A 26,736-nucleotide genomic window follows, 5' to 3' on the forward strand; every position below is an offset into this window, starting at 1 on the left:
TGATAAGGAACGGGAGCACCTGGAGACAGGGCCCCCAAAAGCATTGTAGAACTGTGGATGACTTCTTGTTCAAGATCTGCGGAACTCTGTAGGAGGTACTGTCAGTGTCGGGTAAAAGAAAGTTCAAGCGCGTGATTCTGAAACTCAGTGGGGAAGCCCTGGCCGGTGAAAAAGGCTACGGCATCGATCCCAAAACGGTGGACGCCATTGCGGCCCAGATCCAGGCAGTCCGGGAAAGCGGACTGGACGTGGCTGTGGTCAACGGTGGCGGGAACATCTGGAGAGGCCTGGCCGGCGCTTCCAAAGGCATGGACCGGGCAACGGCGGACTACATGGGGATGCTGGCCACGGTAATCAACTCCCTGGCGCTCCAGGATGCTCTGGAAAACCGTGGGGTACCTACCCGGGTACAGACGGCCATTGAAATGCGGGCCATTGCGGAACCTTACATCCGCCGGAGAGCGGTACGGCACCTGGAAAAGGGCCGTGTGGTGATCTTCGCAGCCGGCACCGGCAACCCGTACTTTTCCACGGACACCACCGCAGCCCTGCGGGCAGCAGAAATCGAAGCCGACGCCATCCTCATGGCCAAGAAAGGCGTGGATGGGGTGTACGACAGCGATCCTGCGGTGAACCCCAATGCAGTGAAGTTCGACCATCTGGAATACATTGAAGTGATCCAGAGAAATCTGGGTGTCATGGATTCCACCGCCATCAGCCTGTGCATGGACAACCACATCCCCATCGTGGTCTTCAACATCGATGAGGAAGGGAACATCCTGAAGGCCGCTGCCGGTGAAGAAATCGGAACCCTGGTAGGAGGATTCTAAATGGCAACGATCGAAGAATTACAGAACAAAACCCAAGAAAAGATGGATAAAGCGCTCCATGCGCTCCGGAACGAACTGACCAACATTCGCACCGGGCGGGCTACCCCGTCCCTGCTGGATCAGGTGAAGGTGGACTACTATGGGGCTCCCACTCCGGTGACCCAGGTGGCCAACGTGTCCGTGCCGGAACCCCGGATGATTGTGATCCAACCCTGGGACCGGAGCCTGCTGAAGGTCATTGAAAAGGCCATTATGACCAGTGACCTGGGTCTGAATCCCAACAACGACGGCACGGTGATTCGCCTGAACCTGCCTCTCCTGACGGAAGAACGCCGGAAGGAACTGGTAAAAGTGGTCAACAAAAAGGGCGAAGCCAGCCGGGTGGAAATCCGGAACATCCGTCGGGATTTCAATGACGCTGTGAAAAAACAGGTCAAAGCCAAAGAAATCACCGAAGATGATGCCAAGGACGCAACGGATTTTTCCCAGAAGCTGACGGACAAATTCATGAAGAAAATCGATGATGTCCTGGCCCAGAAAGAAAAGGAAGTCATGTCGGTGTGATGACGGCAGCTTCCCAGGCCCCCGACGTATTGGCACGGCCCCTGGCCCTGGCTCTGAAAAAGCTGGAGGCGGCAGGCTGGCAGGCCAGGATCGTACGGGCGGAACCTTCTATTCACCATCCTGCGCAAGTCTGGCAAGATGAATCTGCTTATGTCCTTAAGCAGACCGTCCTGTCTGACCATACATTACAAATTATTGTTGGTTGCAAATTCGAAGGGAGGTGTACTGACCAATGGCACACAAAATTAACCAAGACGAATGCATCGGCTGCGGTTCCTGCGCTGGGACCTGCCCGGTAGGTGCAATCGCTGAAGACAACGGCAAGTACAAGGTTGACGAAGCCAGCTGCATCGATTGCGATGCTTGCTCCGGCGCTTGCCCGGTAGGCGCTATCAAAGCTGAATAAGCTTTCTGGCGTTGTTGCGCAGCCCGCGTAAGCAGGCTGCGCAAATTTTTTTATAGGGGTATGCCAATGCTGAAAAAACTTTTAGGCCTCACTTCCAAACCGGAGCCCATCCCCGAAATCGACGGGGTGGATACCTCCATGCTTCAGCCCGACCTGATCCCCCGCCATGTGGCCATCATTATGGACGGCAACGGACGGTGGGCCAGAGCCCAGGGGAAACCCCGGACCTTCGGCCATGCAGCCGGCGCCCGTACCCTGCGGCGGATCGTGAAATTTGCCGATCATCTGGGCATCAAAGCCCTCAGCGTCTACGCCTTTTCCACGGAAAACTGGAAACGGCCGGTGACGGAAGTCCGGTTCATCATGGATTTGTTGTGTCAGTATCTTACCAGTGAACTGGAAGAATTCAACCAGTACAATGTGCGCATCCGTTTCATGGGATCCCGTGAAGGGCTGCCTGCCATTGTCCAGGAAAAAATGGACCATGCCCTGGAAGTCACCAAAGACAACACGGGGATCATCCTTAACATTGCAATCAATTACGGAGGCCAGCGGGAAATGGTGGACGCCGTCCGGGACATCGCCCGGGCCGTCCAGGCAGGGACCCTGTCTCCGGATGCCATAAATGAAAAGACCATCGAAGAACATCTGTATACCCGGGGCCTGCCGGCACCGGATCTTTTGATCCGCACCGGGGGTGACCTGCGGGTGAGCAATTTCATGCTCTGGCAGATCGCCTATTCGGAATTCTGGACCACGCCTGTTTTCTGGCCGGACTTTTCCGAGGAACTGCTGACGGAAGCGGTGTTCAGTTATCAGAAACGGGACCGCCGGTTCGGCGGCCTGAATCAGAAATAAGAGGCGCTGACTATGGGACAGAGAATACGGACGGCGATTGTCGCCATCCCCATTGCATTGTTTTTGATCAAGATGGGGGGCCTGCTGTTTGCTCTGGGAGTACTGATCCTGGGGCTGGTGGGCTTCCGGGAATACCGGAACATGCTGACCCGGGACGGGATCCAGGTGTACCGGGCCACGGGACTTGTGGGTACGGCTCTTCTCATCGGGGCGACCGGGCTGGGGAGACCGGACTGGCTGCTGCCCCTGGTGACCCTGTTTTCCCTTTTGGTGCTGCTGGAAGGGCTCTATTTTTATGCCCAGGGCCATTTTCCGGAAAACACCGGCCTGACCTGCATGGCTCTGGTGTACCTGGGGCTGCCCTTTGCCCATTTCATCCTGCTCCGGGAACTTTCCGGTCCCTTCCACACCATCCCCGGATGGGGGACGGTGAGCCTGGGGGAAGCCCTGCTGTGGACGGTGATGTTCGCCACCTGGGCCAGTGACACCTTTGCCTATTTCGGGGGACGGGCCTTCGGGAAGACCAAGTTGCTGCCCAAAGTCAGTCCCAAAAAGACCCGGGAAGGAGCCCTGTGCGGGTTCCTGGGCTGTGTGGCCACCGTTTGGCTCCTGGGCAGCCTGTGGCTCCAGTATCCTCTGGTGCCGGTGCTGCTCCTGGGGGTGGGCATCGGGTTCTTTGCCCCTCTGGGGGACCTGGTGGAAAGCATCCTGAAACGGTCCTGTGACATCAAGGATTCCGGCAACTTCTTCCCCGGCCATGGGGGCGTGCTGGACCGGTGCGACAGTCTGATTTTCTCGGTGCCTTTTGCCTATTATTTCATCACCCTGGTCCTGTTGGGCTGAAGGAGGTTGCCATGAAGAACATTGCAGTATTGGGGTCCACCGGGTCCATCGGTACCCAGACCCTGGAAGTGGCCGCGGCCAATCCGGAACGGATCCGGGTGGTGGCCCTGGCGGCCCATAAAAATGACCAGCTGCTGGAAGCCCAGATCCGGAAATTCCATCCGGCCCTGGCAGCCCTGTCCGATCCGGAAGCGGCCCGCAGGCTGAAAGAACGGTATGAGGGCCCTACGGAAATCCTCGCCGGTCCTGAAGGGATCATGGCCGCAGCCACCTGCAGCCAGGCGGATACGGTACTGGGAGCCATGGTGGGATACGCAGGCCTGCAGCCCACCCTGGCGGCCATCCGGGCCGGGAAGGACATCGCCCTGGCCAACAAGGAGACCCTGGTGGCCGCCGGCAGCCTGGTGATGGAAGCGGTGAAGAAGGCCGGGGTCCGGCTGACTCCCGTGGACAGCGAACACAGTGCCATTTTCCAGTGCCTCCAGGGGAACGCCCACAAGGACCTGAAACGGATCCTTTTGACCGCCTCCGGGGGCCCCTTCCGGGGAAAGACCCGGGAAGAGCTCCAGAACGTGACGGTGGAGCAGTGCCTCCATCATCCCACCTGGACCATGGGCACCAAGGTGACCATCGATTCCTCCACCCTGGCCAACAAGGGGCTGGAAGTGATCGAAGCCCACTGGCTGTTTGACGCCCCATACGAAAAGATCGTGCCGGTGATCCATCCCCAGAGCATCGTCCACAGCCTGGTGGAATACAGTGACGGGGCCGTGATGGCCCAACTGGGGGTGGCGGACATGAAGCTGCCCATCCAGTACGCCCTCAGCTGGCCGGACCGGTGGCCGGTGGCCTTTGACCAGCTGGACCTGGTGAAGGCCGGGCCTCTGACTTTTTATGAACCGGACACCAAAGTGTTCCGGGCCCTGGCCCTGGCCATTGCCGCCGGGAAACAGGGAGGCACCCTGCCCTGTACCTTCAACGCCGCCAATGAGGTGGCGGTGGCATCATTCCTGAAAGGCCGGCTGTCCTTTTTGGACATTGCTGATCTCATCGAAAAGGTGCTGGATGCAACGGTGCCGGCCAAAGTGGACGGGTACGAAACCATTGTGGAAGCGGACCGTCTGGCCCGGCAGAAGGCAGAAGCCCTGGTTGCCCAGGGAGTGTAGGAGGATTGTGTTTTGACAACGATACTGGCAGCCATCGTACTGTTCGGTGTGCTGATTACGGTCCATGAACTGGGCCATTTTCTGGCGGCCAAGGGCACCGGTATGCTGGTGACGGAGTTTTCCATCGGCTTCGGGCCCAAGCTGATCCAGAAAAAAGTGGGGGAGACCCTGTATTCTCTCCGGCTGTGCCCTTTGGGAGGGTACAACCGGATCGCCGGCATGGAGCCGGGAGAAGCAGTGACTCCCCGGGGGTTCAACGGACGGCCCCTGTGGGCCCGGATGCTGGTGATCCTGGCCGGGCCCTTCATGAATTTCCTGCTGCCCTTCCTGCTGTTTTTCGGGATCTTTGCGGTCAGCGGCCTGACCCTGCCGGTGAACAAGCCGGTGGTAGGGTCCCTGATGGAAGGATACCCGGGAGCCGCTGCCGGGCTCCAGGCTGGGGACCGGCTGGTGAGCATCAACGGCCGGAAACTGGAGAAATGGAATGACATCAACAGCCTGGTCCAGGAGAACGGCCCCAAACCAGGGAAAGTGGTGATCAGGCGGGACGGCCGGGAAATGACCCTGACTCTCCAGCCCCGGTTCGACGGGGAATCCAAGCGGTTCCTGATCGGGGTCCGGCCTCCCCTGGAACACCGGCAGCTGTCTCTTTGGGAAAGCCTGAAGACTGCCGGCCTGGCCGTAGGGAAGACCACCGTGGCCATGGTGGACGGGCTGCGGAAGATGATCACCGGGAAGGTCCGGGCGGATATCGCCGGGCCCATCGGTGTGGCCCATATGGCAGGAGACGTGGCGGCCCAGGGGGCGGTGCCCTATCTGGAGTTCATGGCCTTCCTGAGCCTGAACCTGGCGGTACTGAACCTGGTGCCCATCCCGGCCCTGGACGGAGGCCAGTTCCTGGTGCTGGTGGTGGAAGGGCTCCTGGGCCATGCCCTGGCGCCCAAAGCCAAGGAAATCATCCAGATGATCGGGGTGGCCTGCATCGTGGCCCTGACCATTTTCGCCACCATGCATGATCTGCTGCAGTAGGAGGGAATATGGAAAGAAGAAAAAGCCGTGAAGTAACCATTGGCAGCGTCACCATTGGAGGGAACCATCCGGTGGCCGTCCAGTCCATGACCAATACCAAGACGGAAAACATTGCCGCCACCGTGGACCAGATCCACCGGCTGACGGAACGGGGCTGTGAAATCATCCGGTGCGCCGTGCCCACGCTGGAAGCGGCCCAGGCCCTGAAAGAAATCCGGAAACAGATCGCCATCCCCCTGGTGGCGGATATCCATTTCGACTACCGGCTGGCCCTGGAGGCCCTCCGCAGCGGGGTGGACGCCCTGCGGCTGAACCCGGGGAACATCGGCGGACGGGACCGGGTGGAAAAAGTGGTGGCTGCTGCCCGGGAGCGGCAGGTGCCCATCCGGATCGGGGTGAATGCCGGTTCCCTGCCCAGGGACCTGCTGGAAAAATACGGGCACCCTGTGGCGGAAGCTCTGGTGGAAGCCGCCTGGCGCCATATTCATATTTTGGAAGAGATGGATTATAATAATATCGTCATTTCTCTCAAGGCCCACGATGTGCCCCTGACCCTGGCGGCCTACCGGCTCATGGCCAAAGAGTGTGACTATCCCCTCCATGTGGGGATCACCGAAGCCGGGACCATCCACAGCGGTCTTATTAAAAGTGCCGTGGGCATCGGTACCCTCCTGGCGGAAGGCATCGGGGACACCATCCGGGTTTCCCTTACCGGGGATCCCCTGGCGGAAATCGATGCCGGGTTCGAGATTTTGAAATCCCTGGGCCTGCGCCAGCATGGACCTACCCTGGTATCCTGCCCCACCTGCGGGCGCACCTGCTGGAGCCTGGAAAAAGTGGCCCATGAAGTGGAAGCCCGTCTGGAAGAGATCCCGGATCCCATTACCGTAGCCGTCATGGGCTGCGTGGTGAACGGGCCGGGAGAAGCCCGGGAAGCCGATGTGGGCATTGCCGGGGGCAAAGGCGAAGGCCTGCTGTTCCGGAAAGGAGAGATCCTCCGGAAAGTGCCGGAAGACCGGCTGGTTGAAGAGCTGTTTGAAGAAATCCACAAGATCATAGACGAAAGGAAGTTGTAAACATGCGCGTTTCCCAATTGTATGCACCCACTCTCAGAGAGGTACCGGCAGAAGCCGTCATTGAAAGCCACAAGCTGATGCTCCGGGCCGGATACATCCGGAAGGTGGCCGGCGGCCTGTACAGCTATCTGCCCCTGGCCTGGCGGAGCCTGCGGAAGATCGAAGAGATCATCCGGGAGGAAATGGTCCCCACCGGCGCCCAGGAAATCATGATGCCCATTGTCCAGCCTTCTGAAATCTGGCAGGAAAGCGGCCGGTGGCCGGCTTACGGGGCGGAAATGTTCAAACTGAAAGACCGGCACGGCCGGGACTTCTGCCTGGGGCCCACCCACGAAGAACTGGTGACCACCCTGGTACGGGACGACCTGCGGAGCTACCGGCAGCTGCCTGTGACCCTGTACCAGATCCAGAGCAAGTTCCGGGACGAAAAGCGCCCCCGGTTCGGGCTGATGCGCAGCCGGGAATTCATCATGAAGGACGCCTATTCCTTTGACAAGGATATGGAAGGCCTGGACAAATCCTACCAGGACGAATACGATGCCTACTCCCGGATCTTCACCCGGTGCGGCCTGGATTACCGGCCGGTGGAAGCGGACAGCGGGGCCATCGGCGGCAAGGGCAGCCATGAATTCATGGCCTTGGCAGACAGCGGGGAAGCGGGGATCGTGTACTGCGACACCTGCGACTATGCCGCCGACGTGGAAAAGGCCGAATGTGCCGCCATCGCAGCTCCTGCGGAAGAACCCAAAGCACTGGAAAAGAAGGAAACCCCTGGGTGCAATACCATTGAAGCCGTGTGCAGCTTCCTGAAGGCTCCTGTGGAAAAAAGCGTGAAGGCCGTGGCCTTTGTCACCGACGAAGGGAAACTGGTGCTGTGCTTTGTCCGGGGGGACAAGGAAGTCAACGACACCAAAGTGGTGAACGCCGTAGGCTGCAACGAAGTGGACATGGCTCCCGACAACCTGATCCGGGAAGCCGGCACGGTGCCCGGATTCATGGGACCCATCGGCCTTGACAAGGACAAGGCCATCATCCTCATCGACCATTCCGTCATGAACATGCACAATGTGTGCTGCGGGGCCAACGAAAAGGACGTCCACTATGTGAATGCGGAACCCTCCCGGGATTTCGTGTACACCCAGGTGGCGGACATCAGCACCGCCGTGGCCGGGGACAAATGCCCCCACTGTGACGGCCATCTGAAGGAAGCCCGGGGCATCGAAGTGGGCCAGGTGTTCAAACTGAACACCAAATACAGTGAAGCCCTCCATGCCACCTATCTGGACGTGGACGGAAAGGAACATCCCCTGGTCATGGGCTGCTACGGCATCGGCGTGGGCCGGACCCTGGCTGCTGCCATCGAACAGCACCACGACAAAGACGGGATCATCATGCCCAAAAACATCGCCCCCTACCAGGTGATGGTGCTGGCCATGAACGTAAAGGATGAAGAAAGCTGGCAGAAGGCTGTGGAAGTCCACGATGCCCTGAACGCTGCCGGCATCGACACCCTGCTGGATGACCGGGACGAACGGGCCGGGGTGAAGTTCAAGGATGCGGACCTTATCGGCTGCCCTCTGCGGATCGTCATCGGACCCAAGACCATGAAGCGGGGCGCTATGGAAACCAAGCTCCGGTGCAGCGGCGAAATGGCCGACGTGTCCTTCGAAGGAGACTGGATCCAGGCCATCCGGGACATTTTGGACAAGGCACTGTAATCACTGTTTTTGTCAACGGTCAATGGCCAGTGGAGGCCTGCTGACCGTTGACCGGTAACAATCCAGGAAGGGAGACAAAGGCATGGATAACGGAATGCTGGCCCAGCTTACCCTGCGGATCCTGATGGCTGCGTTCCTGGGCGGGCTCATCGGTCTGGAACGGAGCAGCGGGGACCGGCCGGCGGGGCTGCGGACCCATGTGCTGGTGGCCACCGGTTCCGCCCTTTTGATGGTGGTGTCCATTTACGGCATCGACGGCCATCCCCAGGCCCGGGATCCTTCCCGGATCGCCTCCCAGGTGGTCAGCGGCATCGGCTTTTTAGGGGCCGGGACCATTCTCCACGAAGGGCTCACCGTCAAGGGGCTTACCACCGCCGCCAGTCTGTGGATCGTATCGGCCATCGGCCTTACAGTGGGCTGCGGCATGATGGCCCTGGGCATCTTTGCCACTGGGATCGCCCTGATCACCCTGATCCTGATCCGGGGGCTGGAAAAGAAGGTGCTTCCGGCGGGGAAACCCACCCGGTGCAAGCTCCATGTGATCCTGAGCAAAAATCCGGATAGCATGATGGACGTTATGGAGTATCTCCAGAAACGGAACATCAAGACCCGGATCCTGGGGATCCGGAATGATCCCCATCGGAGTGTGATCGAAGTGGATCTGTTGGTGAAAATCGGCAAATATTACAATGCCAATGCCATCATCAGCGGACTGGAAAACGCCGAAGCGGTGAAAAAGGTCGTCCTGGTGGATGACTGACAAAGGAACAAAGAGGTTGGAATGAGCGCAAGTTGCTATAAGATCGTACCCAACAGACACGTGTTCCTGGACTTTATGGTCACTCTGGACCTGAGCCCGGAACAGCGGCACTGTGTGGAAACCTTTCCCATCCGGTACGTGGAAGTGGATGAAGCCAGGAATACCTGGAAGATCTCCTACGATGCGGCAGCGACGGCTCTGGAACAGCAGGAACTGGCAGCGGTGGCGAAAAAGCTGGCCGCTGCCTGTTCTGTTGCCCAGGTGACCTTCGTGAACGTGAATGCGGACCAGGTGGCGGCTCCCTGTCTGGAGGATGAGGAAATCCCCCTGCCTCCGGAACCGGAAGAGCCGGAAGAGGAGCCCCAGGAGGACGACTTCTTCCAGAGCGAGGAATACCTGAAGGCCCTGGAAGCGGTGGAAGCCAGCCGGGGCGGCGGGAACCGGACCGACGGAGTGGTCTACGGCCGGAAAATCACCAAAAAGGCCCGGACCATGGCGGAAGTGGTGGAAGAAGAGAACAATGTGGTGGTGGAAGGCACCGTGGTGGGGTTCGATGTACGGGAACTCCGGACGGGAGCCGTCATGCTCACCATCAAGCTCAGTGACGATACCGAAGGGCTTTTTGCCAAGATCCGGTTTGGGGAACGGAACGAGGGGAACGACCCGAAAAAGAACATGAAGGAATGTGCCGATCTCCAGAAAAAGATCCCGGAAGGATCCCTGGTGAAGATCCAGGGGAACATCACCGTGGACAAGTACGCCAACTCGGAACTGGTGATGGTGGGGGTCAAAGGCATTATGCAGGAACCGGTGGAACGCCGGGAAGACAAGGCGGACGTGAAACGGGTGGAGCTCCACTGCCACACCAAAATGAGCAAGATGGACGGGCTCACCCCCATCAAGGAACTGGTGGACACCGCCGTGCGCTGGGGCCACAAATCCCTGGCCCTGACGGACCATGGGGTGGTCCAGGCCTTCCCCTTTGCCTATGACGAAGCCAAAGCCCTGAAGGAAAAGAATGGCTGGGAACTGAAGCTGATCTACGGGGTGGAAGGGTACCTGTGCCACAGCCGGGAAGACAAGAAGAACTACCACATCATCCTCCTGGCCAAAAATGTGGAAGGTCTCCGGAACCTGTACCGGCTGGTGTCCCTGTCCCATTTGCAGTATTTCGGGGGCAAACCCAAGCGGCCCCGGCTTACCAAAGGGCTCCTGGACCAGTACCGGGACGGTCTGATCATCGGCTCCGCCTGTGCTGCCGGGGAAGTGTACCGGGCCATTCTGGCAGGGGTGCCGGAAGACGAACTCCGGGAAATCGCCTCCTACTACGATTACCTGGAAATCCAGCCCATCGGCAACAACAACTATCTGATCCGGGATCCCCGGTTCCCGGAGATCAAGACCGTGGAAGACCTCCAGGCCATCAACAAAAAGATCCTGGCCCTGGGGGACGAACTGGGGAAACTGACCGTGGCCACCTGCGACGTCCATTTCCTGAATCCGGAAGACGCCCTGGCCCGGAAGATCCTCCAGGCGGGGATGGGCTATCCCGACGAGGAACAGCCGCCCCTGTATCTGCGGACCACCGAAGAGATGCTGGAGGAATTCTCCTACCTGGGGGACCGGGCCTATGAAGTGGTGGTGGAGAACTCCAACAAAATCAGCGGCCAGGTGGAGCACTTCAAACCGGTGCCCGACCGGGACCAGCTGTATTCGCCCACCATCCCCGGTGCCAAGGAAAAAGTGGAATCCCTCAGCTATGCCAAGGCCCACGAATGGTACGGGCCCAAGCTGCCCAAAATCGTGGAGGACCGGCTGAAGCAGGAACTGTCTTCCATTATCGGCAACGGGTTCTCGGTGCTGTACTACATCGCCCATCTGCTGGTGAAAAAATCCAACGACGACGGGTACATGGTAGGGTCCCGGGGTTCCGTAGGGTCCTCCTTTGTGGCCACCATGCTGAACATTACGGAAGTGAATCCTCTGGTGCCCCATTACCGGTGTCCTCACTGCTACCATACGGAATTCTTTACGGACGGGTCCGTAGGGTCCGGGTTCGACCTGCCGGAAAAGAACTGTCCCGAATGCGGGACTCCCATGATCCGGGACGGGCACAACATCCCCTTTGCCGTATTCCTGGGGTTCCACGGGGACAAGGTGCCGGATATCGATCTGAACTTCTCCGGGGAATACCAGCCCCGGGCCCACAAATACACCGAAGAACTGTTCGGCCGGGACAATGTGTTCCGGGCGGGTACCCTGGGCACCATCAAGGACAAGACCGCCTACGGGTACATCAAGAAGTACTACGAAACCCGCGGGGAGCCCAAACGGACCGCTTTCATCGAAGGGCTGATCCCCAAACTGGCCGGGGTGAAACGGACCACCGGACAGCATCCCGGGGGCATTGTGGTTATCCCCCGGAACCTGGATGTCCACTACATCACCCCCGTGTCCTATCCGGCGGATGATCCCAGCTGCGGCACCATCACCACCCATTACGATTTCCACTCCATTGACGAACGGATCGTCAAGCTGGATATCCTGGGCCACGATGATCCTACGGTGATCAAGATGCTGGACCGGATGCTGGGAGAGGACTACTGCCGGAACATCCCCATCGGGGATCCGGACACCATGGAACTGTTCCTGTCCACCAAATCCCTGGGGGTGACCCCGGAGCAGATCGGTACGGACGTGGCCACCTACGGGGTGCCTGAATGCGGCACCCGGTTCGTACGCCAGATGATTTCCGACGTAAAGCCCAAGAACTTTTCCGACCTGCTGCGTATTTCCGGGTATTCCCACGGCACCGATGTGTGGCTGAACAATGCCCAGGACCTGATCAAAAGCGGGACCCCCACGGAAGACACCATTTCCACCCGGGACGACATCATGAACTGGCTGATCAACAAGGGCATGGAGCCCAGCATGGCCTTCGGGATCATGGAATGGAGCCGGAAAGGGAAGGCCCACAAGAAAGGGTTCAAACCGGACCAGCTGGAAGCCTTCGAAAAGGCCCACATCCCGGATTTCTACATCAAGGCCTGTACCACCCTTCAGTACCTGTTCCCCAAGGCCCATGCCGTGGCCTACGTGCTCAGCGCCTACCGGATTGCCTACTGCAAGGTGCACCATCCCAAGGAGTTCTACGCCGCCTACTTTACGGTCCGGGCTCCCCATTTCGACTTCACCCTGGTCCACAAGGGCCTGGACTACATGAAGCGGTTCATTCAGAACGTGAACGCCCAGGGCACCAAGGCCTCGGTGAACGACAAGGATACGGCCACCTACATGGAACTGTGTGTGGAGATGCTGGAACGGGGCTTCACCTTTGATGATGTGGACCTGTACAAATCCGACGCCCACAAGTTCCTGGTGACGGAACACGGGCTGCTGCCGCCTCTGGGTGCCATTGGAGGCATCGGGGGCGTGGCCGCGGAAGGGATCGTGGAGGCCCGGAAAAAAGGCCCCTTCATTTCCCAGGAAGACCTGCGGAACCGGGCCAAGATCAGTACCAGCAACGTGGAGATCCTGGAAGACCTGGGTGTCCTGGAAGGGATGCCCAAGACGGACCAGATCGAGCTGTTTTAAAAGAGGGGCTGTTGCAGGGGCAACAGCCCCTGTCACTGGAAGCAGGAAGGAACCTGCGGGGGGGCAGGTTCCTTTGAAGGAAAACGCAGCCGTAGGCTGCTAACCCACCACCGGCCTAGCGGCCGGTCCCCCGCCCTTGAAAAGGGCGGATATACGTTCGGGGCTGCGCCCCGTTGGTTTATGCACCAGGGCGTCGGCCTGACGAAGCGTATTCCTGCCATTAGAAAGGACGGATATACCGTTTGGGGCTGCGCCCGCTGCTTTATGCACAAGGGCGTTCAGCCTGCTGTGCAATTTATCCGCCCCTTTTCAAGGGCGGGGGACCATTGCGCCTGCGCAATGGTGGTGGGTTAGCAGCGTCAGCTGCGTTTCTCTTCAGGCCAAACGCCTGGGGCGGTTGGCTTCCGACTGCCCTTGACCATTGACAAAAAAGGAGGGAATCACACCATGCCACGGATCATGGACATCCTTGAAACCATTGCCCATTTCGGGAAAAATCCCGATGGGTCCTATACCCGCCGGCTGTACAGCCCGGAATTCTTCCAGGCCCTGGAGGCGGCGGAAAATCTGCTGCAAAAGGCGGGGCTTTCCACCAGCCGGGATGCTGCCGGGAACCTGCGGGCCGTGCTGCCCGGGACGGACCCGGACGCCAGGCACATCCTTATGGGGTCCCATCTGGATACGGTGCCTTCCGGGGGCCTCTACGACGGGGCCTACGGGGTGGCGGCGGCTATCGGCTGTGTCCAGCGTCTGCAGGAAGAAGGCCGGCGGCTCCGGCACACGGTGGAGGTGTACGCCTTCAACGGGGAAGAAGCCAGCCCCCTGGGAGGCACCTTCGGCAGCCGGGCCCTGGCGGGGCTTACGGACCCGGACCAGCCCCTTCTCAAGGAAACTCTGGAAGGGTTCGGCCGCAGGGTGGAGGAAATCCTGGCCTGCCGTCGGGACTTTTCCGATGCGGCCTGCTACCTGGAAACCCACATCGAGCAGGGAGGCAAACTGGAAAAGGACGGTGTCCAGCTGGGTATCGTCAGCGGTATTTCCAATATCGTCCGGTACCTGGTGACTGCAGAAGGCCAGAGCAACCACGGGGGGACCACTCCCATGGAGGACCGGCAGGATGCCATGGTGGCCATGGCCAAGCTTATTGTCTTTGCCGACGCCGCCTGCCGGAAAATCGGCCACAGCCTGGTGTTCACCGCCGGGAAGATCCAGTGCTGGCCCAATGCGGCCAATGTGGTCCCTGGGAAGGTCACCTGCACCTTTGAAATGCGGAATGTGGACCGGCAGTACACCGACGAACTGATCCGGGAGATCCAGGCGGCCACCGAACTGATTCCGGACGGCCGGTTCACCATCCAACAGCTGATTTACAAGGACAGCGCCGTCTGCGACCCCAAGCTGATGGAAGCCTTTGAAAAAGCGGCGGACAGCCTGGGAGCCACCTGGCAGGTGATGCCCAGCGGCGCCGGCCACGACGCCGATTCCATCGCCCACCGGATCCCGGTAGCCATGCTGTTCATCCCCAGCCACAAAGGCATCAGCCACAGCGGTCAGGAATACACTCCGGCCGAAGACGTGGAACGGGGCGGAGAAGTGCTTTACCGGACCCTCCTGGAGCTGGACGAGGAAATCCAGTGAAGAGGGTCTGTTCCAACTGATATTATAGAATGTAAATTACTTGTAAGGAGTTGAAGGGATTGCTGCTTTCTTTGCTGCAGGGGGCTGCAGATGCTTTGTGGGGGACACCAATGACGGTGATCCTGGTGGGCATGGGGCTGTATCTGAGTTTCCGGTTCCATTTCTATTACAATTTCCGCCATTGGGGGTTCCATTTCCGGAATACCTTCGGCAAAATGTTCCAGAAGGGAGAAGGCCACGGCACGGTTTCCGGCTTTGCCGCTGCCTGTACCGCCATGGCCAACACCATCGGGGTGGGGAACATCGGCGGGGTGGCCACGGCCATTGTGTCCGGGGGACCGGGGGCCGTGTTCTGGATGTGGGTGTCCGGCTGCCTGGGCATGTCCACCAAGGCCTGTGAAATCATCCTGGGCCAGCGGTTCCGGGTGAAATATTCCCAATCCATGGACGAATACATGTGCGACCGGTCCTTTGTGATGAAAAACGCCCTGGGGTGGAAACGGGGGGCGCTGCTCCTGTCCGTGGCCTGCTTTACCCTGGGTCCCTGGACCTGCAGCGTCCAGACCGAATCTGTGGTGGGGGCCCTGAAGGAAGCTTTCGGGATCCCTCCGGAATATGCGGCGGCTTTTCTGGGGATCACCTGCTTTGCCACCATTTTCGGGGGACTCCAGCGGATCTCCCGGGTGATGGAACGGGTGGTGCCGGTCATGGCCCTGCTGTACATCCTGGGGGGCCTGGCCATCCTGATCCAGAACTGGCAGGAAGTCCCCGGTGCCCTGGCCCTGATCTTCCGCAGTGCCTTCAGTCCCACGGCTGCTGCCGGAGGCTTTGCCGGAGCCACCATGAAGGACGCCATGCGCTATGGCATCGCCCGGGGGCTGTATTCCAACGATGCAGGCACCGGTTATGGAATCATTGCCCATGCGTCGGCCCGGACGGATCACCCGGTGCGTCAGGCCTCCTGGGGGTGGGGAGAAGTGTTCCTGGATACCATTGTGGTGTGTTCCGTGACGGCCCTTTCCCTGATCCTGACCCACGCCTATACGGATTTCCCCGGCCTGGACAGCGCCCGGCTCACCACCGCCGCCTTCCGGGTGTCTTTCGGGGAGCCGGGGGCCTGGTTCCTGGCCCTGGCCATTACGGTCTTTGCCTGGACCACCATCATCGGCATGTACTACAGCTGTGAAAAATCCGTCAACTACGCCTTTGGAGATACCCAGCGGAACAAAATCGGCACCCGGCTCTATATGTTCTACTACATGGTGCCCTGTGTGGTGCTCTACCATGCCCGGGCTGACGCCCTATGGGCCATGACGGACATTTTGTCCGCCATTTATGTGATGATCACCATCCTGTTCATTGTGACCCAGCAGAAGGAGATTTTCCGGCTGTTCAACGATTTCTGGTTCCGGTTCCTGCCGGCCAAAGAACAGGGAGAAAATCCTCCGGTGGTGTCCTATGGGACCCTGGAAGATGAGGGAAGAGTGCAGAGTGAAGAGTGAAGAGTACAAAGAGAAGAGTGAAGAGGGGAGAAGGAGAGAAAGTATGAGACAGACATTGCAGAATATCCTGGACCGGAACCGGATCCTGGTCATTGACGGCTCCATGGGCACAGCCCTGGAAAATCTGGGAGCCGACCTGAACAACAGCCTGTGGACCGCCCGGGTATTGGCGGACCGGCCGGAACTGGTGAAGCAGGTCCATCTGGACTACTTCCGGGCTGGGGCTGATGCCGGGATCACCTGCAGCTACCAGGCGTCCATTCCCGGTCTTGCGGCCAACGGCTTTACAGAGCAGGAAGCGGAAAATCTGATCACCCGGTCTGTAACCATTTTCCAGGAAGCCCGGCAGGAATGGTGGGACCAGGAAGGGAAAGCCGCCGGCCGGGCCTGGCCTTTGTGCCTGGCCGGGGTAGGGCCTTACGGGGCTTATCTGGCAGACGGGTCCGAATATCGGGGCCATTATGGGGTTTCCCAGGGTGATCTGGAAAAATTCCATCGCCGCCGGGCAGAGCTTCTGTGGCAGGCCGGGGCCGATGTACTGCTGTTCGAGACCCAGCCCTCCCTGGAAGAAGCCCTGGTGGAAGCCGCCATTGCCCGGGACCTGGGAGCTGCCTTCTGGGTGAGCTTCTCCTGCCGGGACGGGCACCACATCTGCGAAGGGACGCCCCTTCGGGAAGCTGCGGCAGAAGTGGTCCGCCAGTTCCCGGAAGTGGAGGCCCTGGGGGTGAACTGCACCAAACCGGAATACCTGGTGAGCCTGATCGGAGAACTGAAAGCCGCTTCCGACCGTCCCATCTTCGTCTACCCCAACAGTGGAGAAGAATACGACCCGGTGACCAAGACCTGGCATGGGGTGGGGACGGACCGGAAATTCGGTGACTACGCCCTGGATTACATGAAGGCCGGGGCAGTGGCTGTAGGAGGCTGCTGCACCACGGTGGCGGACCATATCCGCCAGGTGGCGGCGGCACGGGACCAGTTCCTGAAGCGGTGAAACGGAAAACAAGCAAAGGAGGCCTCACTCCATGAGTGACGGGGAAATCACCACCTATACCGGGATCCAGTTCGATCCCCTCCATCCGGACCCGGAGAAGATCCGGATCGAAGACATTGCCCATGCCCTGAGCCTGTTGTGCCGGGGCAACGGCCACGTGCGGACCTTTTATTCCGTGGGTCATCACTGTCTGGCGGCGGCCAAAGAAGCGGCCGCCCGGGAAGACAGCCGCCGGGTGATCCTGGCGGCCCTGCTCCACGACGCCACGGAATGTTACCTGTCCGATGTGCCCCATCCCTACAAGGTAAACATGCCCCGGTACCGGGAACTGGAAAACACCCTGCTCCAGGCGGTGTTGGACCGGTTCCTGGGAGGGCCCCTTACCCGGGAAGAGGCGGCGGAAGTGGAGCAGATCGACCGGGCGCTTATGTTCAGCGATCTCCATCATCTGATGGACCATCCGGAAAACCGGGAACAGGAGGGGACCCTGCACCTGACTGTGGATTACCAGGTGCGGCCCTTTGCCGACGTGGAACGGGAATATCTGGACTGGTACCGCCGGTACAGCCGATAAAAAGGAGAAAACCATGGATCAAAAGAAAATCACCGAAAGCTGGGAGAAACGCCGGGCAGAACTGTGCGGCCTGGCGGACAGTATCTACGATTGGGCGGAAGTGGGCCTGGAAGAAGTGAAATCCTCCGCCCTGCTGGAAGACTACCTGGAAAAACAGGGGTTTACTGTTGAAAAGGGAGTGGGGACCCTGCCCACCGCCTTCCGGGCCACCTGGAAACAGGGGGAGGGAGGACCCCGGCTGGGCTTCCTCTGTGAATACGATGCCCTGGAAGGCATGGGCCACGGCTGCGGCCACCATCTCCAGGGCCCGTCCGTGATCGGGGCGGCCCTGGCGGTCCGGGACCAGTATGAGGGCACCGGGGTGCCCTTCTCCCTGGTAATCTACGGGACCCCGGCGGAAGAGACCATCGGGGGCAAGACCGTGATGATGGAAAACGGCTGCTTCCAGGACATGGACATTGCCCTGATGATGCACGCCGCCCCCAATACCTGTGTGGATATAAAGAGCATGGCCAACAAAAGCTACACTGTGGAATTCCACGGGGTCCGGGCCCATGCGGCCATGAGTCCGGAACAGGGGCGCAGCGCCTTTGATGCCGCGATCCTCAGTTTCAACGCCATGGAATTTCTCCGGGAACATGTGAAGGACGACACCCGGATGCACTACACCGTCCGGGATGCCGGGGGACCGGCCAATGTGGTCCCTGACCGGACCCTGGCCCAGTATGAACTCCGGTCCTATGACACCGGCTATCTCCGGAGTCTGGAACCCCGGTTCCTGGACATCCTGAAAGGGGCCTGCCTTATGACCGGCACCACCCACACCATCACCGAAACCCACGAATTCTACGCCAAGATTCCCTGCCTTACCCTCAACGACCTGGTGATGGAACAGGCCCGGGCCTTCGGGGCGCCCCAGCTGTCCGAACCCCGGCAGAAAACCGGTTCCACGGATTTCGGCATCATCCTGTACCATATGCCCGGCACCTGCATCCGGGTGGCCTTTGTGCCTGAAGGAACTCCGGCCCATTCCGAAGCCTATCTGAAAGCCGGGAAGACGGAAGCCGCCCATGAAGCCATCGGGTACGGCAGCCGGATCCTGGCCGGTGCCTGCGGCGCCATCCTGGATGATCCGGCCCGGCTTACTGCCATGTGGGAAGAATTCCGGAAACGAAAAGCTTCACACTGAGATAAGAACATTCTAATAATTAAAATAAAGTACAATGTATTACCCCCCAGGACAGTTGTATGATATAATGGATATTGTATAAAACCATTAGTCGGTTCTTTACCTATAGGAGGTTGAGCAATGAACAATCCGAAGCCCGTTAAAATCGTGGAAACGGTTCTCAGAGACGGCCATCAGTCCCTCTGTGCCACCCGTATGCGCACCAGCGACATGCTGCCCGTACTGGAAGCACTGGATGACTGCGGCTTTTATGCCCTGGAAGCCTGGGGCGGCGCCACTTTTGACTCCTGCCTGCGGTTCCTGAATGAAGATCCCTGGGAACGGCTGCGCACCATCCGGAAACATGTGAAAAAGACCAAGCTGCAGATGCTGCTCCGTGGCCAGAACATCCTGGGTTATAACCACTATGCAGACGATGTGGTCACCGAATTCGTAAAACGCAGCGTGGACAACGGTATCGACATCATCCGTATCTTCGATGCCTTCAACGATACCCGGAACCTGGAAACTGCCATGAAAGCCACCAAGGCTGCCGGCGCTCATGCCCAGGGCACCCTGGTGTACACCATCAGCCCGTACCACAAGGACAGCGACTATCTGAAGCTGGCCAAGGAACTGGTGGAAATGGGGGCTGACTCCATCTGCATCAAAGACATGTCCGGCCTGCTGGCTCCCTATGCCTGCTCTTCCCTGGTGGAAGCCCTGAAGAAAGAAATCAATATTCCTATCGATGTACATTCCCACTGCACCAGCGGCATGGCTTCCATGGCTCTGCTGAAGGGCATCGAAGCCGGTGCGGACATTGTGGATACGGCTCTGTCTCCCTTTGCGGAAACCACCAGCCATCCCTGCACTGAATCCCTGGTATACACCCTGAAAGGGACTCCCAGAGATACGGGCATCGACATGGATAAACTGGGGCCCATTGCGGACCACTTCAAGAAAGTCCGTGCTGACCTGGTGAAGACCTTCAACCTGCCCAGCAACATCAGCATCAACCCCAAGGTCCTGAGCTTCCAGATCCCCGGCGGTATGCTGTCCAACATGCTGAACCAGCTGACCCAGATGGGTATGGCTGACAAGTACGAAGAAGTGCTGAAGGAAGTGCCCAGAGTCCGGGCCGACCTGGGGTATCCTCCGCTGGTTACTCCTTCCAGCCAGATCGTTGGCACCATGGCTACCATGAACGTAATGATGGGACGGTACAAAATGATCCCCAAAGAAATCCAGGACATTGTTTTGGGCAAATACGGCAAGACTCCGGGGCCTATCAGCGAAGATCTGAAGAAAGTGGTGCGCCGCTGGATCGTCAAGAAGACCGGCAAGACCACGATCGCTCCCATCACCCACAGACCGGCCGACGACATTCCGCCGCAAATGGACAAGATGAAAGCCGACCTGGCCGCCAAAGGCTATCCCAACGCCTCTGTGGAAGACGTGCTGTCCTATGCACTGTTCCCCGAAGTGGCCCTGGCCTTCTTCAAGAACAATCGGTAAGGCTGCTGCCGCGGCAACAGCCGAAGAAAAGAACCCGCCCCTTTTGGGGACGGGTTCTTTGTTGTTCTCGGCCCTCCGCTGACCATTGACAAAAAAATCCCCGCCGCATTTGCGACGGGGATTTTTTCATTATCACTGCTTTGGCGGCCGTACGGGCGGGGGTGTGGAGCTCTTCCCGGACCGGGGCGGCTGGGGAACGTTTCCGTCTCCCGGCAGACTGTCTTCTTTTTTGCTGCTCTGTTTCTTGGTATCCTTCTTCTTGGTGGTTTCCTTCTTGGGCTGGGCCTTGGGAGCTTCATACTTGGGAGCAGGCATCTTGAACCCGTCCGGAGTCTCGAAGTCTTCCGACGGCACCCCTTCCAGAGCGTTGCTCATGAAGGTCCGCCACAGAGTGGCCGGCTCACCGCCACCGGTCATGCCGCCCAGGGATTCGTTGTTGTCATCCCCGATCCATACGGCACAGGCCAGGTTGGGCGTAAAGCCCACGAACCAGGCATCATGGTAAGTGTCAGTGGTCCCGGATTTCCCGGCGCAGGGACGGTTGATGGCGGCCCCCCGGCCAGTACCCCGGGTCATAACGTCTTCCATCATGGAAATCATCATGTAGGCAGTTTCCGGTTTCACAGCCTGGGTGGGATTGGTTTTGTGTTCATAGAGCACTTTGCCGTTCCGGTCCAGGATCTTTACAATGGGAGTGGGTTTGTTGAATTTCCCCATATTGGCGATGCCCGCATAGGCACCGGCCATTTCCAGAGGCGTCACCCCGTGGGTCAGGCCCCCTAGGGCCATGGCCGCGTTGTCGTCATCATCCACCAGGGTGGTGATCCCCAGCCGTTTGGCCAGTTTCAGGGTCTTTTCCGTTCCGTACTTCATGGCCACCTTGACGGCAGGCACGTTGTAGGAATAGGTGAGTGCCGTCCGGTAGGACACGGTGCCATGGAAGCTCCGGTCATAGTTCTGGGGGTTCCAGTCTCCCGGGATGGGGGAGTCCTGGACGGTATCGCTGGGAGTGGCACCCTGTTCCATGGCGTTCATGTAAACGAAAGGCTTAAAGGAAGAACCAGGCTGCCGTTCCGCCATGACGGCACGGTTGAACTGGTCCGTGCCCCGGCCTCCGATCATGGCCTTGATGTACCCGGTCTTGGGATCCACTGCCACAATGGCACTCTGAGGCTGCTTCAGCTTGTTGCTGTCAGTGTAATAGGTGGGGGTCAGGGCTGCCGCCTTTTCCGCCGCCTTCTGCATTTCCGGATCCAGGGTGGTGTACACCTTCAGACCCTGTTTGTATACGGCATCCGGACCGAATTTGTCCACCAGCAGCTGGATGCAGTAATCAATGAAGTATTTCTTGGAGCCGGGGGATTCATTCAGGCTCTTGTAGGTCAGAGGTTCCGCATAGGCTTTGTCAGCCTGTTCCTTGGTAATGAACCCGTACTTGGCCATCTGCTCCAGCACCGTCTTCTGCCGGGCCTTGGCGGCCTTGGGGTTGGACAGGGGAGAGTAGTAGTTGGGGCTCTTGGGAATCCCGGCAATCATGGCACTCTGGGCCAGGTCCAGATCCTCCACATGCTTGCCGAAATAGGTGTTGGCGGCGGTTTCCACCCCGTAGGCACCCTGGCCGAAGTAAATCTGGTTCATGTACATTTCCAGGATTTCCTTCTTGGTGTACTTCTGCTCGATCTGGAGAGCAATGAAGGCTTCATGGAGCTTCCGGCTCAGGGTCTGTTCCTGGGTCAGGAAGTAGTTCTTGGCCAGCTGCTGGGTAATGGTACTGCCCCCCTGGACCTCGCCCCACCGGATGTAGGTGTAGATGGCCCGGCCGATGCCCCGGAAGTCGATGCCCCCGTGTTCATAGAACCGGATGTCTTCTGCAGCCAGAAACGCGTTCTGCAGGTTCTTGGGCACCTTGTCGATGGTCACCGGGATCCGGTCTTCTTCCGAATCCACCGTGGTGATCAGGTTGCCCTTGGCATCGAAGAACTGAGAAGAGGCCATGGGAGCCATATCCTTGGTAAGGATCTTGGCGGTGGTGAATTTGGCCACGGCAAAGAAGGCAGCCACCGAAAGGAAGCCCACCAGCACCAGGGCCATCAGGGCAGAAAAGATTGTTCCGCCCAGCTTTTTCCGTTTGTGGGGGGAAGACGAACCGAAGGGGTTCCTCCAGTTCCTGTTTTTATTGCTTGTCATCACGTCAGCTCCTATAACAGATAGAAATAGATTGAGACCATAAGTTACAGCATATTATACCACATTTGCTTTGTGAGGTGTATAGTTCCCCTTTTATCTCTTCTCCTTAGACGTATCGAATTCTAATACTCAGAATTTGATTTTTTATAGAAGCATTGCATTATTTAAAGCTACTGAAGAATATATAAAATGTATAAATCTTAATTACGGGCGTAAAGAATCTAAAGCGAATAAATGTGTGCAAGATTTAGCTGAAGATATTATTATTAATAGCAGAATTGCTGTTAATAAATATAAGATGTTTAACATTGCATTAAAACTGGACTTATGGGCGCTTTTATTTGTACTTATAGTAGTTTTATTAGCATAATTCCCGACTCTCTGAAGTTGAATACAAAGTAAGAAAAGTATTCACACCTTTGTGTAAATTATGATAGCTAGATTTAACACTATACGTTATAATCAACAGATGAAGTCTAAAGTCATAAATTTATGCCGAAAAGGAGCTTCCTCATGCAAAAAATCCGTAAGGCCATAATCCCCGCAGCCGGCTTCGGTACCCGGTTTCTGCCGGAAACCAAAGCCATGCCCAAGGAAATGCTGCCTATTGTGGATAAGCCTACCATTCAGTATATTCCTGCTGAAAGTACAGGATATGGTGGAGAAACCCAAAATGGAAGAAGCCCCCAGCCGTTTTGCGGCTCTGGGGTGGTATGTGATTACTCCGGAAGTTTTCGATATCCTGGAAGAGACCCGGCCTGGCAAAGGCGGAGAAATCCAGCTGACAGATGCCCTGCGGGTCATGGCTCATATGGGGCATGTATATGCGTACAATTTTCAGGGGAAACGGTATGATACGGGGGATAAATTAGGATATTTGAAGGCTGTGGTGGAATTTGGATTGAGAAGAGATGATTTGGGTCCGGGATTTAGGGAGTAGTTGAGGGAGCTTATTAAAACCCAGTTGTGAATATCATCGAAAGTGAGCCACTGTAATCATAGATTAATAAGCAGACTAAGGGTTCCGGTAAGATGGTTAGGTGGCTGAGTGGTAAAGTGATTAAGTGGCCAATTGCTTATGAGTTCAGTTCCCTGTGTCAGAGTCGGTTAAAAAACGCCAACCCTAGCCGGATTAAAACAGCCCGTGGCCGGGAAGGGCGTGCCTGCGGCGCACCCCTACGGCGTTGGGGTCGGATGTTGATTGTTTGATCGAGCGGACGGGGATGTCGTTGAACCGGCAAAGGAGGGCGGCCCGTGTGGGCCGCGCCCTGCAGTGACGTTCACCAGACGGAGAACATCGTTGTTGTCATAAGTCCGAGGTCGACGGTGTAGGGGCTTCCCGGAGGGAAGCCCATCCCGGCCTCCGGTTTTTTATGTTCAAAAGCAGATGCCCGGCATCTGGTATCCTTTGGCGCGAGACGGCGTTTGCAGATGCGGGCGGCCTGCATCTGTATTGTTATTTATGGGCGATACCTTTATAATATAAACATGAGAAGAAATGCCAAACCTCGAAAATCACGATTTTTGAGGTTAACCTATTTTCTGACCGCAAATTTTGGGGATTTTGAGGTGTATGATATACACATGGCGGAGAATAGCATTGTTGTCATCAGTTCGACGGAGACGGTGTAGGGGCTTCCCGGAGGGGAGCCCTTCCCGGCCTCCGTTTTTTTGTATTTGGAGATTATTTCTTTACTGGGTGGCCCCGCGCATGCGGGGATGAATCTGATCTGGGCAAGGCCATGACCAAATGGCTAAAGCAGAAAGGAATGATAAAGTAATGATTTTTGACAATCGGCCGCTGTTTCTGGAAAATCCAGAGTGGTATACCTATGATGTGTATGAGGGCAAATACAAGCTCACTGACAAGGCCACAAAAGAAGCAAGGAAAAGTTATGAGAAGTTTTACAAACGGCTGGAAGAGCCAGAAGAGACAGCCGAGAAGTAATTGGGCGTACCCTGTGCGTACGGGGACATGTGTGCCGCTATGGAGTGACCATGGCTTGGGGCCGGGTCCCTTTAGCGTGAGATACCTTGTGTGAGATGGAAGAACGGTTGGCTGCTTTTCCATCGATCCAAAGACATATTATTGGGAAAGGGGAATATTTCGCTGGAACTGGTCCGCTGACTTTGATCCAGTGCCTCCACTGGCAGGGCAACCGGATAAATGGGTGGTTCTGGCGACATTTTGCCGGAGGCAAACAGGATATTTCCTAAGCGGGCTGACCATCTCTACACTTTAAGGATAATTGGGTCTGCCTGACCAGGAGGCCGGGAAGGGTGCGCCTGCGGCGCGCCCCTACGGCGTTGGGGTCGGATGTTGTTTGTTCGACCAATTGGACGGGGTTGTCGTTGAACCGGCAAAGGCGGGCGGCCCGTGTGGACCGCGCCCTTGCAGTGACGTTGACCAGGCGGAGAATATCGTTGTTATCATCAGTTCGACGGAGACGGCGTAGGGGCTTCCCGGAGGGGAGCCCATCTCAGCCTCCGGTTTTTATGTTCAAAGGCAGATGCCCGGCATCTGGCATCCTTTTGCGTGAGACGGCGTTTGCAGATGCGGGGTTATTAGCTTGTGGGGGTGAACCAGTCTTTTGGAAAACCTAGTGTTTGAATAATCGTGTTGGCAGAGATTGTCTTTAAATTTTTGTTTAAAGTTTGCATTAGAAAATCCAATGAATTGTGTAAAACGTTAAACTCTCCACTGTTGAGGAAGCATTGCATGGATAGATAAACGGAATAAATAGTGTTACGATAATCATTTGCGGTTAAGCCTGCTGATGAATGAAGAGGAAACCAGTATTTGCAGTCCCTTCTGCATTTAAAATCAATCAAACGGTTATTATGGGCACAGATATTTCTTACATCATTGATATTTTCGATGAAACTCAACATCGTTTCAGGTGGGAAAATTTCAGATTTCTGAAGGTTTTGCTGGATGAAAGTTTCCATATCATGGGCTATTGAGTTTTGAAGCTGGGTAGATACTGAAGATATCATGTGGCGAAGTTCGCCAAAATCCATATAGTTGATGAGCACCCAGATAGGAACAGATCCATAATTTTTTAAATAATGGGCGATACTGCTGTTTGGTTGTTTTTTATAATGATTTATAATGCCAGACAGGTGGTAAATGGTTGTTACAACTGATAGTGTTTTACTAGAGTCATAGCATGCGGTATCCAGGTAGGCATAGGGGGTATTCCTGTATTTTTTGGCAAAATGATAGGCAAAGATGGATTTTAAATGCCCCTCAACGCTGAGAATTTTGTTAAAGAAAGCCTGCTTGATTTCGCGGTCAAATGAATATAAACAGACGACTTCATCAAAGTTTGCACCAGGTAAATAAGTATCTCCTTTGGATATAAAATATTTACTGTACCCATTTATAATGTTGTAATAATTGTTACTCAGCAAGTAATTTGCAGCATACGCTTCATCTGAAATGATTAAACCTCTTGCTTTTAATAATGAAATTTGTTCTTCTATTGTTTTAAATGTTTTTTGTTTACCCATAAAAAAATACCCTCTCCAACAATGGAGAAGGTATTCGCACTGATCCCCGTAGAGATTTCAGCACTCCTTTGTTCTCCATTATATAGAATTTATATATCAATGTCAACGTGCTAAAAATTGACCATTTTATTTAATGCATAATTCAGTAAATTATTTCATATAATCATATAGGATTGACAGAGAAAATGCAAGCGTTGTTAGAGTCGGGTTAAAATCGCCAATTTCAGTCGGATGAAAACAACAAGTGGCCGGGAAGGGCGTGCCTGCGGCGCACCCCTACGGCGTTGGGGTCGGATGTTGTTTATTCTACCGAAGTCTGACGGAGACGGCGTAGGGGCTTCCCGGAGGGGAGCCCGTCCCGGCCTCCGTTTTTTATGTTCAAAAGCAGATGCCCGGCATCTGGCATCCTTTGGCGTGAGACGGCGTTTGCGGATGCGGGCGGCCGGGCCTGTCGTCCCCGCAAGGGGGCATAGATTGAAAATACGTCATGGATGGAGAAATCGACACACATCCCTTGTCGCCCCCATACGGGGGCATGGATTAGAATGGAGAATCAGGAATGAATACGGATGTGATAGACTGCAACGTTCTTCACTTTAAGGATAATTGGGTCTGCTTGACCAGGAGGCCGGGAAGGGCGTGCCTGCGGCGCACCCCTACAGCGTTGGGGTCGGATGTTGTTTGTTCGATCGAGTGGACGGGGGTGTCGTTGAACCGGCAAAGGCGGGCGGCCCGTGTGGACCGCGCCCCTGCAGTGACATTCACCAGGCGGAGAATAGCGTTGTTTATCATTAGTTC

At 56.9% G+C, this 26,736-nt stretch carries 20 protein-coding genes and 2 pseudogenes; 20 read left to right on the forward strand and 2 right to left on the reverse strand.

The window, feature by feature from the left end; translation table 11 throughout:
• Positions 1–104 precede the first annotated feature (104 nt).
• From pyrH to ACTQY1_RS05870, 17 genes are all read left to right on the forward strand, one after another.
• Positions 105–830: a UMP kinase gene (pyrH, locus tag ACTQY1_RS05790; protein WP_279126187.1), complete on the forward strand. Its 726-nt coding sequence runs from the start codon at positions 105–107 to the stop codon at positions 828–830.
• Positions 831–1,394, forward strand: coding sequence for a ribosome recycling factor (gene frr / locus ACTQY1_RS05795; protein WP_022486996.1), 564 nt, complete (start codon positions 831–833; stop codon positions 1,392–1,394). It abuts the gene before it with no gap.
• A 232-nt stretch (positions 1,395–1,626) separates the two neighbouring features.
• Positions 1,627–1,800, forward strand: coding sequence for an indolepyruvate ferredoxin oxidoreductase subunit alpha (locus ACTQY1_RS05800; RefSeq protein ID WP_075579919.1), 174 nt, complete (start codon positions 1,627–1,629; stop codon positions 1,798–1,800).
• Positions 1,801–1,866: 66 nt separating this feature from the next.
• Entirely contained in the window at positions 1,867–2,658 is a 792-nt protein-coding gene (locus tag ACTQY1_RS05805; protein ID WP_441373921.1) for an isoprenyl transferase, read from the forward strand.
• 12 nt (positions 2,659–2,670) lie between these two features.
• On the forward strand, positions 2,671–3,501 hold the full coding sequence (locus tag ACTQY1_RS05810) for a phosphatidate cytidylyltransferase (RefSeq protein WP_441369162.1): 831 nt from the start codon (positions 2,671–2,673) through the stop codon (positions 3,499–3,501).
• Between the two features lie 11 nt (positions 3,502–3,512).
• Positions 3,513–4,667, forward strand: coding sequence for a 1-deoxy-D-xylulose-5-phosphate reductoisomerase (locus ACTQY1_RS05815; protein WP_022486999.1), 1,155 nt, complete (start codon positions 3,513–3,515; stop codon positions 4,665–4,667).
• Positions 4,668–4,679: 12 nt separating this feature from the next.
• A complete protein-coding gene (gene rseP, locus ACTQY1_RS05820; protein WP_022487000.1) occupies positions 4,680–5,696 on the forward strand; it encodes an RIP metalloprotease RseP in 1,017 nt (338 codons plus the stop codon).
• Positions 5,697–5,704: 8 nt separating this feature from the next.
• A complete protein-coding gene (ispG, locus tag ACTQY1_RS05825) occupies positions 5,705–6,772 on the forward strand; it encodes a flavodoxin-dependent (E)-4-hydroxy-3-methylbut-2-enyl-diphosphate synthase (protein WP_022487001.1) in 1,068 nt (355 codons plus the stop codon).
• Positions 6,773–6,774: 2 nt separating this feature from the next.
• Positions 6,775–8,490 (forward strand): proline--tRNA ligase, encoded by a 1,716-nt coding sequence (locus tag ACTQY1_RS05830; protein ID WP_154487308.1) that lies wholly within the window; start codon positions 6,775–6,777, stop codon positions 8,488–8,490.
• A gap of 82 nt (positions 8,491–8,572) precedes the next feature.
• Positions 8,573–9,250: an MgtC/SapB family protein gene (locus ACTQY1_RS05835; protein ID WP_441373922.1), complete on the forward strand. Its 678-nt coding sequence runs from the start codon at positions 8,573–8,575 to the stop codon at positions 9,248–9,250.
• 21 nt (positions 9,251–9,271) lie between these two features.
• A complete protein-coding gene (locus ACTQY1_RS05840; protein ID WP_441369163.1) occupies positions 9,272–12,844 on the forward strand; it encodes a PolC-type DNA polymerase III in 3,573 nt (1,190 codons plus the stop codon).
• A 447-nt stretch (positions 12,845–13,291) separates the two neighbouring features.
• On the forward strand, positions 13,292–14,482 hold the full coding sequence (locus tag ACTQY1_RS05845; RefSeq protein WP_154487306.1) for a Zn-dependent hydrolase: 1,191 nt from the start codon (positions 13,292–13,294) through the stop codon (positions 14,480–14,482).
• A 110-nt stretch (positions 14,483–14,592) separates the two neighbouring features.
• Entirely contained in the window at positions 14,593–15,984 is a 1,392-nt protein-coding gene (locus ACTQY1_RS05850) for an alanine/glycine:cation symporter family protein (RefSeq protein ID WP_399508478.1), read from the forward strand.
• A gap of 43 nt (positions 15,985–16,027) precedes the next feature.
• Positions 16,028–16,978 (forward strand): homocysteine S-methyltransferase, encoded by a 951-nt coding sequence (gene mmuM, locus ACTQY1_RS05855; RefSeq protein ID WP_441369164.1) that lies wholly within the window; start codon positions 16,028–16,030, stop codon positions 16,976–16,978.
• A gap of 31 nt (positions 16,979–17,009) precedes the next feature.
• Positions 17,010–17,552 (forward strand): hypothetical protein, encoded by a 543-nt coding sequence (locus ACTQY1_RS05860; protein ID WP_441369165.1) that lies wholly within the window; start codon positions 17,010–17,012, stop codon positions 17,550–17,552.
• Between the two features lie 13 nt (positions 17,553–17,565).
• Positions 17,566–18,741 carry a M20 family metallopeptidase gene (locus ACTQY1_RS05865; RefSeq protein WP_022488162.1) on the forward strand — a complete coding sequence of 392 codons (1,176 nt, stop codon included), beginning with the start codon at positions 17,566–17,568 and terminating at the stop codon, positions 18,739–18,741.
• Positions 18,742–18,861: 120 nt separating this feature from the next.
• The gene (locus ACTQY1_RS05870) at positions 18,862–20,238 is read left to right on the forward strand and encodes a pyruvate carboxylase subunit B (protein WP_022488163.1); all 1,377 of its coding nucleotides are present in this window, start codon (positions 18,862–18,864) and stop codon (positions 20,236–20,238) included.
• Between the two features lie 132 nt (positions 20,239–20,370).
• Here the strand turns inward: ACTQY1_RS05870 and ACTQY1_RS05875 are convergent, their stop codons facing one another.
• The gene (locus tag ACTQY1_RS05875; RefSeq protein WP_022488164.1) at positions 20,371–22,425 is read right to left on the reverse strand and encodes a transglycosylase domain-containing protein; all 2,055 of its coding nucleotides are present in this window, start codon (positions 22,423–22,425) and stop codon (positions 20,371–20,373) included.
• Between the two features lie 513 nt (positions 22,426–22,938).
• On the opposite strand from ACTQY1_RS05875, the pseudogene ACTQY1_RS05880 reads away from it, so the two are divergent.
• The 3 genes and pseudogenes from ACTQY1_RS05880 to ACTQY1_RS05890 form a co-directional block, all read left to right on the forward strand.
• Positions 22,939–23,010 (forward strand): annotated as a pseudogene (locus ACTQY1_RS05880) (hypothetical protein); the annotation flags it as partial.
• 52 nt (positions 23,011–23,062) lie between these two features.
• Positions 23,063–23,365, forward strand: a pseudogene (locus ACTQY1_RS05885) (sugar phosphate nucleotidyltransferase); the annotation flags it as partial.
• 810 nt (positions 23,366–24,175) lie between these two features.
• Positions 24,176–24,373 (forward strand): hypothetical protein, encoded by a 198-nt coding sequence (locus tag ACTQY1_RS05890; RefSeq protein WP_154487304.1) that lies wholly within the window; start codon positions 24,176–24,178, stop codon positions 24,371–24,373.
• Positions 24,374–24,990: 617 nt separating this feature from the next.
• Here ACTQY1_RS05890 and ACTQY1_RS05895 read toward each other — a convergent pair.
• The gene (locus tag ACTQY1_RS05895; protein WP_022486610.1) at positions 24,991–25,938 is read right to left on the reverse strand and encodes an Abi family protein; all 948 of its coding nucleotides are present in this window, start codon (positions 25,936–25,938) and stop codon (positions 24,991–24,993) included.
• Positions 25,939–26,736: the final 798 nt, after the last annotated feature.

Origin of the sequence: Acidaminococcus sp. HCP3S3_G9_1 (genome assembly GCF_052122455.1) — a bacterium.
In the GTDB taxonomy this organism is placed as follows: Bacteria; Bacillota; Negativicutes; order Acidaminococcales; family Acidaminococcaceae; genus Acidaminococcus.

Coding starts and splice junctions, on each gene's coding strand:
- ACTQY1_RS05875 (WP_022488164.1), bottom strand. CDS start 22,425: ATGACAAGCAATAAAAACAGGAACTGGAGGAACCCCTTCGGTTCGTCT.
- ACTQY1_RS05815 (WP_022486999.1), top strand. CDS start 3,513: ATGAAGAACATTGCAGTATTGGGGTCCACCGGGTCCATCGGTACCCAG.
- ispG (WP_022487001.1), top strand. CDS start 5,705: ATGGAAAGAAGAAAAAGCCGTGAAGTAACCATTGGCAGCGTCACCATT.
- ACTQY1_RS05840 (WP_441369163.1), top strand. CDS start 9,272: ATGAGCGCAAGTTGCTATAAGATCGTACCCAACAGACACGTGTTCCTG.
- ACTQY1_RS05835 (WP_441373922.1), top strand. CDS start 8,573: ATGGATAACGGAATGCTGGCCCAGCTTACCCTGCGGATCCTGATGGCT.
- ACTQY1_RS05805 (WP_441373921.1), top strand. CDS start 1,867: ATGCTGAAAAAACTTTTAGGCCTCACTTCCAAACCGGAGCCCATCCCC.
- ACTQY1_RS05845 (WP_154487306.1), top strand. CDS start 13,292: ATGCCACGGATCATGGACATCCTTGAAACCATTGCCCATTTCGGGAAA.
- mmuM (WP_441369164.1), top strand. CDS start 16,028: ATGAGACAGACATTGCAGAATATCCTGGACCGGAACCGGATCCTGGTC.
- ACTQY1_RS05865 (WP_022488162.1), top strand. CDS start 17,566: ATGGATCAAAAGAAAATCACCGAAAGCTGGGAGAAACGCCGGGCAGAA.
- ACTQY1_RS05890 (WP_154487304.1), top strand. CDS start 24,176: ATGGCTAAAGCAGAAAGGAATGATAAAGTAATGATTTTTGACAATCGG.
- ACTQY1_RS05830 (WP_154487308.1), top strand. CDS start 6,775: ATGCGCGTTTCCCAATTGTATGCACCCACTCTCAGAGAGGTACCGGCA.
- ACTQY1_RS05810 (WP_441369162.1), top strand. CDS start 2,671: ATGGGACAGAGAATACGGACGGCGATTGTCGCCATCCCCATTGCATTG.
- ACTQY1_RS05895 (WP_022486610.1), bottom strand. CDS start 25,938: ATGGGTAAACAAAAAACATTTAAAACAATAGAAGAACAAATTTCATTA.
- ACTQY1_RS05850 (WP_399508478.1), top strand. CDS start 14,593: ATGACGGTGATCCTGGTGGGCATGGGGCTGTATCTGAGTTTCCGGTTC.
- ACTQY1_RS05860 (WP_441369165.1), top strand. CDS start 17,010: ATGAGTGACGGGGAAATCACCACCTATACCGGGATCCAGTTCGATCCC.
- frr (WP_022486996.1), top strand. CDS start 831: ATGGCAACGATCGAAGAATTACAGAACAAAACCCAAGAAAAGATGGAT.
- ACTQY1_RS05800 (WP_075579919.1), top strand. CDS start 1,627: ATGGCACACAAAATTAACCAAGACGAATGCATCGGCTGCGGTTCCTGC.
- ACTQY1_RS05870 (WP_022488163.1), top strand. CDS start 18,862: ATGAACAATCCGAAGCCCGTTAAAATCGTGGAAACGGTTCTCAGAGAC.